This window comes from uncultured Nevskia sp. (assembly GCF_903885465.1).
In the GTDB taxonomy this organism is placed as follows: Bacteria; Pseudomonadota; Gammaproteobacteria; order Nevskiales; family Nevskiaceae; genus Nevskia.
The window spans coordinates 1-10,019 of record NZ_CAISIQ010000403.1 but is presented as its reverse complement, the minus strand read 5'-3'; the positions used below and the strand labels follow the sequence as shown (position 1 = coordinate 10,019).

At 63.8% G+C, this 10,019-nt stretch carries 6 protein-coding genes; 1 reads left to right on the top strand and 5 read right to left on the bottom strand.

Annotation, left to right across the window (positions count from 1 at the left end):
- Positions 1-33: 33 nt before the first annotated feature.
- The 3 genes from QZY06_RS15810 to QZY06_RS22255 form a co-directional block, all read right to left on the bottom strand.
- Positions 34-1,407: a DUF1329 domain-containing protein gene (locus QZY06_RS15810; protein ID WP_295686027.1), complete on the bottom strand. Its 1,374-nt coding sequence runs from the start codon at positions 1,405-1,407 to the stop codon at positions 34-36.
- A gap of 166 nt (positions 1,408-1,573) precedes the next feature.
- Positions 1,574-4,189, bottom strand: coding sequence for an MMPL family transporter (locus tag QZY06_RS15805; RefSeq protein ID WP_295686026.1), 2,616 nt, complete (start codon positions 4,187-4,189; stop codon positions 1,574-1,576).
- Between the two features lie 408 nt (positions 4,190-4,597).
- A complete protein-coding gene (locus QZY06_RS22255) occupies positions 4,598-6,016 on the bottom strand; it encodes a fatty acid desaturase (protein ID WP_367275660.1) in 1,419 nt (472 codons plus the stop codon).
- A 184-nt stretch (positions 6,017-6,200) separates the two neighbouring features.
- Between QZY06_RS22255 and QZY06_RS15790 the strand changes: the two genes are divergently transcribed.
- The gene (locus QZY06_RS15790; protein ID WP_295686025.1) at positions 6,201-7,214 is read left to right on the top strand and encodes an AraC family transcriptional regulator; all 1,014 of its coding nucleotides are present in this window, start codon (positions 6,201-6,203) and stop codon (positions 7,212-7,214) included.
- A 7-nt stretch (positions 7,215-7,221) separates the two neighbouring features.
- Here the strand turns inward: QZY06_RS15790 and QZY06_RS15785 are convergent, their stop codons facing one another.
- Together QZY06_RS15785 and QZY06_RS15780 are read right to left on the bottom strand one after the other, a co-directional pair.
- Positions 7,222-8,685: an MFS transporter gene (locus tag QZY06_RS15785; RefSeq protein ID WP_367275659.1), complete on the bottom strand. Its 1,464-nt coding sequence runs from the start codon at positions 8,683-8,685 to the stop codon at positions 7,222-7,224.
- A 102-nt stretch (positions 8,686-8,787) separates the two neighbouring features.
- On the bottom strand, positions 8,788-10,019 hold a 1,232-nt coding region (locus tag QZY06_RS15780; RefSeq protein WP_295686023.1), incomplete at its 5' end, for an NAD(P)/FAD-dependent oxidoreductase.

Here is a 10,019-nt window from a genome sequence, read left to right as displayed (position 1 = left end):
CCCCAGACGCGGCGGCCGATCACTGCAAGTTGCTTACTTCGAGGTGCGCTTCTGAACCGTATCGGCTTCGAAGTCGGAATCCTTCAGCACCACGGTGTTGTCGTACGGCTTGTCTTCGTTGTTCATCGCGGTGACGAAGTAGCGGCCCGAATCGAAGTGGTAGATCACTTCCGGCTGCGTGGTCACGGCGAGCACATCGCGATACTGGATCGGGTGGCCTTCCTGGAACTGCAGGAGCTTGCCCTGCTGGTCGTAATCGTCGATGGCGACGATGTTCCAGCTGTCTTCATCGAAGTACATGACGCGCTTCTTGAAGGTGTGGCGCTGGTCCGGCTTGTTGTCGGCTTCGACCACCCAGACTCTATGCAGCTCGTAGCGCGGCAGTTCCGGATTGACGTGGTTCGGCTTGGCGATGTCGGCGTACTTGGTCTTCGGGCCGGCGATGCGGTAGGAGTCGTACGGGATGTACATCTCCTTCTTGCCGACCAGCTTCCAGGTGAAGCGCTCGAGCACGCCGTTGTACATGTCGACCTGGTCATAGAACTGGTGACCGTCGGTGCCTTCGTACGGGTTGTCGCAGCAGACCGCCGGTGCGCGGCGAATGCGCTTCAGCGCCGGCGCATATAGCCAGGCCGAACGGCCTTCAGAGCCGGAGCCAGCCTTCTCGTGCACCAGAATGAAGGTGCCGGCCACGCGCGGTGGCGAGATCGTTTCCGAGATGTAGCGCAGGAAGTCGGCACCCGGCTTCAGCTCGATCTCGGTCTTGGCGTTGATGTTCGCGTAATAGAACTTCACGTCCTCGACAATCTTGGTCAGCGTGAACTTGCCGTTCTGCTGGACGATCATCTGGTTGTTGTAGCGGCGAATGGTTTCGCCACGGAACTTGACGCGGTGGTTCCAGACCGGCTCGGCGCCGCTCTTCGGAATCGGGAACGGGAAGCCGATGTACGCACCCTTGGGGTTGTCGACACCTTCCAGTTCGGCCCGGGTCGCGTTCTTGACCGTTTCTTCCATCACCTTGGCCGGGAAATTGAAGTTCCGGTGGGACGGATAGACGATCATCTTGTAGGTCTGCGGGTAGCGCTTGAACAGCTCCTTGTGACCTTCGGTCAACAGGGCGCCGTACTTGCCGACTTCCGCAGAGGTGATGGTGAACAGTGGCTTCTCGGCTTCCAGCGCCGCATCGCTCGGATATTCGCCCTTCTTGTAGGCGACCTGCGCCTGCGGCGTCCAGGCCGGGATCGTGCCTTCCTTGTTGCCGGCCTTTTCGGCGCCGATCGGAGTCAGCTCCTTGCCGAGCTTGGCCGCTTCATCGGCACCGACCTTGGCAAACGCCGGCGTGCTCATCGCCACCAGGGTCGCCATCAGCGGCCCGGCCAGCGAAGAATTCCATAGTTGCTTCCTCATCTCACGCACCTCTCTTGCTCGTTGAACGTCTTTTAAGTTGTGGTTCCCGGATCAAGCCATGGCCGATCCGGTGAACCCTTCTCAGCGCAAGCCGGACTTCTGGCCGGCATTGCCACTCGTACCTCTATCTACTGCAGCGCGGTCCTGACGGACGCAGCGCTCCGCGTCACTTGCTTGCCGCAGCGGCCTTGGCAGCCGCTTCCTTGGCCGCCTTGGCAGCGATCTTTTCCGGCTTCAGCAGGAAGAACGCGAAAGCCGGCAGCAGCAGCACCGCGGCCACGGCATTGGCCAGGAACATGATGGTCAGCAGCACACCCATGTCGACCTGGAACTGCAGGCCCGAGAACAACCAGGTGCACACCGAACCGGCCAGTGCCAGCGAGGTGAACACCACCGCCTTGCCGGTCTGGTGCAAGGTGGTCTTGTAGGCATCGCGCAGGCTCATGCCGTTCTTCACGCACTCTTCGAGCACGGAATAGATGTAGATGCCGTAGTCGACACCGATGCCCGCCGCGAACGCCGCCACCGGCAAGGTCGACACCTTGATGCCGATCTCCAGCCAGACCATCACGGCGTACGACATCACCGACACCAGCGCCAGCGGGAACAGGATGCAGATCACGCTCGACACGGTGCGGAACGAGATGAACACGCACAGCGCGATACCGGCGTAGACCCAGAACAGCACGGTCGGCTCGGTCTCGGCGACGACATCGTTGACCGCCGCCATGACGCCGACATTGCCGGTGGCGAGCTTGAACTGCACCGGCGCATCGGCCGGCTGCTCGGTATTGAACTTGTCGATCGCGGCGACGATGCCGTCGATGGTTTCCGCCTTGTGATCGGCGGTGAAGATGAACACCGGGATCGCGCTGCAGTTCTCGTTGAGCAGGCCGGTGGAGCTCGGGAACGGCTGCACGGTGATCACCAGCGCCCCGCTTTCACGCGGCAGCACGTTCCATTTCGGGTTCGATTCGCCGTAGCTGTTGAAGACCTTCTTCTGCACCTTGGGCAGCGACAGCGTCGACTGCACGCCCGGTGTGTTTTCCATGCGCCAGGCGAAGCGATCGATGTTGTCGACCACGGCGTGATCGATGCAGCCATCGGCCTTCGATTCGGCGATGACCTTGAACACATCGACGCCGATCGCGAAGTTGTCGACTACCGCCTTCGAATCGCGGTTGTAGCGCGAGTCCGGCCGCAGTTCCGGCACGCCTTCATGCAGCTCGCCGATCTTCAGCTGCTTGCCGACGTGATCCGAGTACAGATAGAACCCCACCGCCAGCACGATCGTCGCGATCGCGTAGGGCTTCAGGGTCAGCTTGGAAATGGCATTCCAGGCCGGCTCGAACCAGCGGTCGCGACGCGCCTGATGAGCGCGGAACTCCACCGGGTTGCTGATCTTCGCGTACGACAGCAGGCAGGGCAGCAGCATCTTCTTGCAGAAGATGATCGCGATCAGACCGAACATGGCGTTGACCGCCATCTCCTGAACGATGCCGATCGGCACCAGCAGAATGGTGCCGAAGCCGACGACATTGGTCAGCACCGCCGAGATGCCCGGCACGACCAGGCGCCGATAGGTGGCGCGCGAGGCCTCGAAGCTGGCCAGACCGTGATCGGCCACTTCGAACAGCCAGAAGCTGGTGATCTGGATGCCGTGCGAAACACCGATCGATAGCACCAGGAACGGCACCAGGATGCCGAACGGATCGAGGGCGTAGCCGAACAGATGCAGCAGGCCGAGTTCCCAGATCACCGCCAGCACGGCGCACGACAACGGGATCAGCGCGATCAGTGCCGAGCCGGTGTACAGCGTCAGCAGGAACCAGGTCAGCAGCAGGGTCAAACCGAAAAAGCCAACGACTTCGATGATCGAGTCGGCGACATCGCCGACCACTTTCGCGAAGCCGATGATCGCGATGTCGATGTCCGGGTTGTAGGTCGGATTGTCGACTTCGTTGATTTCGAGGCCGCTGCCGGCGATCGAGAAGAACTGGTTGCTGCCGTCGGCGGCCTGGGCGTCGACATCGATGGTCTTGAAGCGGAACAGCAAGCCGCGCGGATCCTTGTAGACGCGCTTGACCACCTCGCCCGCCTTCAGCGGCTCGCGGTCGGCCTTGAGCTTCAGCTCGTACATCTTCGGGCTTAAGTACTTCTGGCGGATCTCCTCGATCAACTCAGCCGTCTTGATGTAGTCGATGGTCTTGCCGGTGATCGGATCCTGTTCGAGCAGTTCCGAAAAGATCATCGCGCCGCGCTGATCGTTGGCGACCAGGCGGCCGATGATGCCGGCCTTCGAGACATTGGCCTTGACATTCTCGAGGTTCTCCGGCGTCGGCGTGAAATCGGCCGAGATGACGTTGCCGCCGGCGAAGCCGTCTTCGACGACTTCGAGATAACGCACGTCCGGCGTGTAGATCGAGCTGACACGGGCGCGGTCGGTGCCCGGCAGGAAGGTGACCGAATCGGTCGCCGCCCGCAGCGTGCTCATGAACGCAGGGTTGTAGATGTCCTTCTCTTTCTTCTCGGTGACCGCAAACAGCACCAGATTGGCGCCACCGAATTCCTTCTCGTACTGCTTGAACACCTGGATGTACGGATGGCCGAGCGGCAGCTGCTTCTCGAAGCCGGAATCGATCTTCAGATGCAGCGCTTCCCAGACCATGAACAAGGTGACCAGGCCGAGCACGGCAAGCGTGCGGCCACGATGACCAAAGACGATCGGTTCAGTGACACGGACAAACAGTTTGGAAAATTTGCCCTGTGCTTCTGAATGCATCGGCTGCTCCGCTGGTGTCTGGATGCGGCTGGCCCACTCCGGCCAGCCCTGCTGGTGCCATTCGCCTCGTCAGCGCCGGCACCATCTGATTAATGAATGCTTGTTCAATACAGCGCCAACCCATTCGGTTCCCCGAATGCTGCAGGCTTACTTTGCGCCGGGCAGACCGCGGTAAAAGCTTGATCCGTCAAGCTCCGCGGGCGCCAATATACGCTGCGAAGTCTTGAGTTTGGATGTCGCAAACGAACTTTGAAGTGACAATTTCGGACATTTGCTGCTCGACGGCGAGGCGCTGCATTAATGCGCCGTGCGCCAGCGTATGGTGAGTGAATCGAGGGCCGGCTGCAAATGCAGCCGGCCCTCGAATTGACGATCGCCGCTTGATCCGGCCATCAAGGCTGGGACCGCTCAGGCAATCCTTGCGAAATCCGGCTTTTCGCGCACGGCGCACTGCGGGCAGGTCCAGTCCGCGGGCAGCTGCGCCCAGGTCGTGCCGGCCGCCCAGCCCTCGGTCGGGCAACCGCGGGTTTCGGCATAGACATAGCGGCAGTTCGGACAGACATAGGCCGGACCTTCGACGGCAACGGCTACGGCTGCTGCGTCGATGACCGCAGCTTCGGCCGTGGCAGCCGCTGGTCCTGTTGCCTGCTCCGGACGGTGCCAGCGGCGCATCAGGGCTTCGCGCTTCGACGGTTCGATGCGAGCCTTGCTCAGGTCGTAGCCGTGGTGAGCGGCAACCCGGTGATCCATCAGCTTGAAGAAGACCAGCGGAAAGTAGGCGGCGAGAATCATCGAGGCGTAGCCGGACGGCAGCTGCGGGCTGTCCTCGAAGTGACGCAGGGCCTGGAAGCGGCGCGTCGGGTTGGCGTGGTGATCCGAGTGACGCTGCAGCTGGTAGAGCAACAGGTTGGTGACCACGTGGTTCGAGTTCCACGAGTGGCGCGGCTGGCAGCGTTCGTAGCGGCCATCGGCAAGCTTCTGGCGGGCCAGACCGTAGTGCTCGAGATAATTCACGACTTCGAGCAGCGACGCCCCGTAAACCGCCTGGACGACGAGGAAGACCAGCGCCGGCCAGCCGAGCCAGGCCGTCAGCGCCGCGAACAGCACAACGGTCATGCTCCAGGCCTGCAGGTTCTCGTTGCCCAGCGACCACACCGGCTTGCCGAGGCGCGTCAGGCGCTCGGCCTCGATCTTCCAGGCCGACTTCAGGCTGCCCGCGAACGTGCGCGGCAGGAACCGGTACAGCGTCTCGCCCATCGCCGAGCTGGCCGGATCAAGCGGTGTCGCCACATGCTTGTGATGACCCTTGTTGTGCTCGACGAAGAAGTGGCCGTAGGCGACCGGCGCCAGGGTGAGCTTGGCCATCCAGCGTTCGAGGCTGTTGGTCTTGTGGCCCAGTTCGTGTGCGGTGTTGATGCCGACACCGTTGATGACGCCGGTGGACAGCAGCACGCCGAGCATCTGGAACCAGGCCAGATCCTGGGTCATCACCACCCAGGCGCCGAGGGCGGTGACGGCGTACTGCGCCGGCACATAGGCGAACACGATGTTGCGATACCAAACGTCCTGCTCGAGCCCGGCCACCGCCGACTCCGGCGCGTTGACCGGATCAGTGCCGATCATCCAGTCGAGCACCGGCGCGATGCCGTACAGCAGCACGAAGCCGACCCAGCACAGCAGGGTGGTCAGCAGCGCACCGCTGGCGAACGGCACGGCGGCAAGACCGGCGAGCACGAGCACCGGCAGCGCCGGGCTCATCAGCCACCAGTAACGCTTGCCGTCCTGCCAGTTTGCCGCTGCTTGCGCCGGGTTCGCGATGCTTGCCATGTGCTGCCTCCTCGTTGCGTTGCGCCGGGTCAGGAAGACCGGCGGCTGCGGTTTGCGATGGCAGGCAGTCTGCCGATCACGCGCCCTCGCAGCCGGTCATTTCTTGACAGGACACGGTCATTTTCCGACAGTGTCTTGGGTGCTGAAGTTGATCGAGCGTCAGACCATCGCGAGGAGAAACTCGATGCCACAAGTCGACCGTGCCCTGCCGGCGCGTTACTCCGGCCGCCTGCTGGAACTGCTGCAGACCCAGGGCGTGCCGATCGCGCCGCTGATCGACGGCCTCGGCCTCGATCCCGCGACGCTGGATGATCCCGACGCGACCCTGCGGTTATCGCAGGTCGATACCCTCATCGATCGCATCGTCGCCAGCACCGGGCGCCTCGACTGGGGTTTCGACCTCGGCCAGCGGCTGCGCCTGACCTCGCATCAGATCCTCGGCTACGGCCTGCTCGCCAGCCCGACGCTGGGCTACGCGATGCAGATGCTGTCGCGCTATTTCTCGCTGGCCACACCCACCTTCCGCGTGCGGTTCCGGCGCGACAGCCAGCACGGCAGCTTTCTGCTGGTGCCGTCGCTGCCGATGAGCCACGCCTGCCTGGTGTTCCATACCGACGCCATCGCCACCGCCGTCGATCTGGTGCTGCACGAACTGCTGGGCGAACGCATGCCGCGCTACGAGCTGCACTTCGCGCTCGATCTGCCGCACCAGCAGCGCTACGCGGTGCTGGCCGACGCCCGCTGCCGCTTCGGAGTCGGCGACATGGCCGGCCTGCGCATGCGCTTCCCGATCGCACTGATCGACGAGCCGCTGTCGCTGGCCGATGCCGCCGCGCTCAAGGCCGCCGAGGCGCGCTGCGAAGCGACGTTCCAGCGGGTGATCGCCAGCGGCCAGGTCGCCGACTGGGTGCGGATGATGTTGCGCGAATCGAGCAACGGCCTGCCCTCGCTGGAGGAACTGGCGCATACGCTGAATCTGTCGTCGCGCACCCTGGATCGCCATCTGAAAGCAGAAGGCGCCGGCTTCCGCGCGCTGGCTGCCGACATCATTGTCGACAAGGCCCGCGTCCTGCTCTCACAAGGCCATTCGGTAACCGCCGTCGCCTACGAGCTGGGCTACACCGATGCCTCGAACTTCGCACGCGCCTTTCGCCGCGCCACCGGCACCAGCCCGGGGGCTACCGTCAGCGTCAGCTGAGCAGGACTCAAGTGTTAGACGACATCGGCGGCGCCAGATCCTCCAGCGAGCGTCGTTCCGCCGCCAGACCCCAGCGCCAGGCGACGCCAGCGGCGATGATCATCAGCACAGCGCCGAAGCCGTAGCCGGCGGCGATCGCGCTGCGTTCGCCGGTGCCGATCAGGCTGCCGAACAGCCAGGGTCCGGCGATACCGCCGACCGCCGTGCCGAGCATGTAGAACACCGCGATCGCCAGCGCGCGCACTTCCAGCGGGAAGCTCTCACCGACGGTGAGATACGCAGAACTCGCGGCGGCCGAGGCGAAGAAGAACACTACCGACCAGGCGATGGTCTGCTGCATGGCGTTCAGCACACCGTTGACGAACAACACGGCAGTGACGGCGAGCAGAACGCCGGACGCGGCGTAGGTGAAGGCGATCATCTGCCGCCTGCCGATCGAATCGAACAGGCCGCCGAGCAGCAGCGGACCGAGAAAATTGCCGGCGGCGAACGGCAGGATGTACAGACCGATGCGGTCGGACGGCACGCCGAAGAAGGTGCTCAGCACCAGCGCGTAGGTGAAGAAGATCGCGTTGTAGAAGAACGCCTGCGAACTCATCAGGACCAGTGCGACGGTGGTGCGTTGCGGATAGTCGCGGATCAGGCTGCGCATCAGCGCCACGATGCCGAAGCCGGAGTCGCGAATGCGCAGGCTCACCGTCGGCAGCGGCTCGGTGATCGGCGGCGCCGCGGCCATGCGCTCGATGTGCTCGACAATCGCCGTGGCTTCGTCGATGCGGCCGCGGGTCATCAGCCAGCGCGGGCTCTCTGGCACGAAGCTGCGCAGAAACAGGATGATCAGCCCCAGCACCGCGCCAATGCCGAAGGCGACGCGCCAGCCCATGTCCGGCGGCAGGAAACCCGGCTGCAGCAGGCCGACCGCGCCGACCGCGCCCAGGGCCGCGCCGATCCAGAAGCTGCCGTTGATCACCAGGTCGGTGTGTCCGCGATAGCGCGCCGGCACCAGTTCCTGGATCGCAGAATTGATCGCCGAGTATTCACCACCGATGCCGGCGCCGGTAAAGAAGCGGCAGATCAGAAAGACCGTCAGATTCTGCGAGAACGCGGTGGCAGCGGTGGCGACGAGATAGACCAGCAAAGTGACCGTAAACAGTTTCTTGCGCCCCAGCCGGTCCGCCAGCCAGCCGAACAGCAGCGCACCGAGCACGGCGCCAAGCACGTAGGCGCTGGCGCTCAAACCCACCTGCGCGTCGGTCATCCGCAGCGCCGGGCTGGACTTGAGCGCGCCGGACACCGAGCCAGCGAGCGTCACTTCGAGGCCGTCGAGTATCCAGGTAATGCCCAGCGCGACAACGACCAGGGTATGGAAACGCGACCAGGACAAGCGGTCGAGCCGAGCGGGAATGTCAGTGACCAGGACGTCGGAGCGAACCGCCGCGGGCACTTGCAGGCTGGGTGATACGGAGGGCACGGCGATCTGCCTGGGTCGGATAGGGACCTCTTAGCGACCGTATCGAGGCGGCTGCGTTCCCGGTCAGTGCCAGACGGCGCTCGCGACGCCGCGCGCCCGCACTCAGGCCGCGACCGAGATCGGCTCGACAGACCGCGCTTCGCTGGCTTTCGACTGCAGCTCGTACTCGGCCAGGTTCAGCTCGGCCACCTGCTTCGCGTACTCGTTCATGTAGCCGACCCAGCTGACCGTGTTGCGGCCGTCGGCGGTGATGTACCAGCTCTGGCAGCCGGTCTCGTAGACCGAATCTTCCTTGCTGCGCCGGCGCAGCATCAGGTTGTAGTCGCCAATGATGCCGGGCTTGACGTCGAGCCAGTCCAGGCGTTCTTTGCTCAGCGCCTGCACCGCCTGGGTCACGTATTTCGCCTGGGCTTCGAGCATGTAGATGATCGAGCCGGCGCCGAGATTGGTGTTCGGGCCGTAAAGAATGAACAGGTTCGGGAAGCCGGACACGGTCATGCCCATGTAGGCCTCTGCCCCGCCCTGCCAGCGTTCGTTCAGGCTCAGGCCGTCGCGGCCGGTGATCTGCATCGGCGCCAGGAAGCCGGTGGCCTCGAAGCCGGTGCCGTAGATGATGGTGTCGACCTGGCGATGCGTTCCATCGTTGGCGATCACACCGGTCGCCGTGATCTCGCGAATGCCGTCGGTGACCAGATCGACGTTCGCCGCGGTCAGCGCCGGCAGCCATTCGTTGGACAACAGCACGCGCTTGCAGCCGATCGCGTAGTCGGGCATCAGCTTCGCGCGCATCGCCGGGTCCTTGACCTGCCAGTTCATCAGGAACCTGGCGGCGTTGCGGAAGATCGCCGTCGCCGGCTTGTTGAAGCGCGACTGACGCTGGAGTGCGGAGCCCAGGAACTCGAACCACCAGAAGATCCGCTTGCGATCGAGCGTGTGCAGCACCGGCAGCTTGTCGAGCAGGAAGCGCTCGAAAGCGTTGAACTTGCGATCGACCTTCGGCACCGTCCAGCCCGGCGAGCGCTGGTAGACATCCATATGGCCGACGATCGGCTGGATCGCCGGCACGAACTGCACCGAACTCGGGCCGGTGCCGATCACCGCCACTTTCTTGCCGGCGAAGTCGAGGTCATGCCGCCAGCGCGCCGAATGGAAAGCCTGGCCCTGAAACGTTTCGGCACCGGGAATCTTCGGAATCTGCGGCTTGTGCAACTGGCCGACCGAGGACACCAGCACGTTCGCTTCGGCCGTCGAGCCATCGGCGAAGTGCAAGGTCCAGAGGCCGCGCGTTTCGTCGAAGTTCGCCGCCGTCATCTCCTTGCCGAAGCGGATGTGCT

Coding starts and splice junctions, on each gene's coding strand:
- QZY06_RS15790 (WP_295686025.1), top strand. CDS start 6,201: ATGCCACAAGTCGACCGTGCCCTGCCGGCGCGTTACTCCGGCCGCCTG.
- QZY06_RS15805 (WP_295686026.1), bottom strand. CDS start 4,189: ATGCATTCAGAAGCACAGGGCAAATTTTCCAAACTGTTTGTCCGTGTC.
- QZY06_RS15810 (WP_295686027.1), bottom strand. CDS start 1,407: ATGAGGAAGCAACTATGGAATTCTTCGCTGGCCGGGCCGCTGATGGCG.
- QZY06_RS22255 (WP_367275660.1), bottom strand. CDS start 6,016: ATGGCAAGCATCGCGAACCCGGCGCAAGCAGCGGCAAACTGGCAGGAC.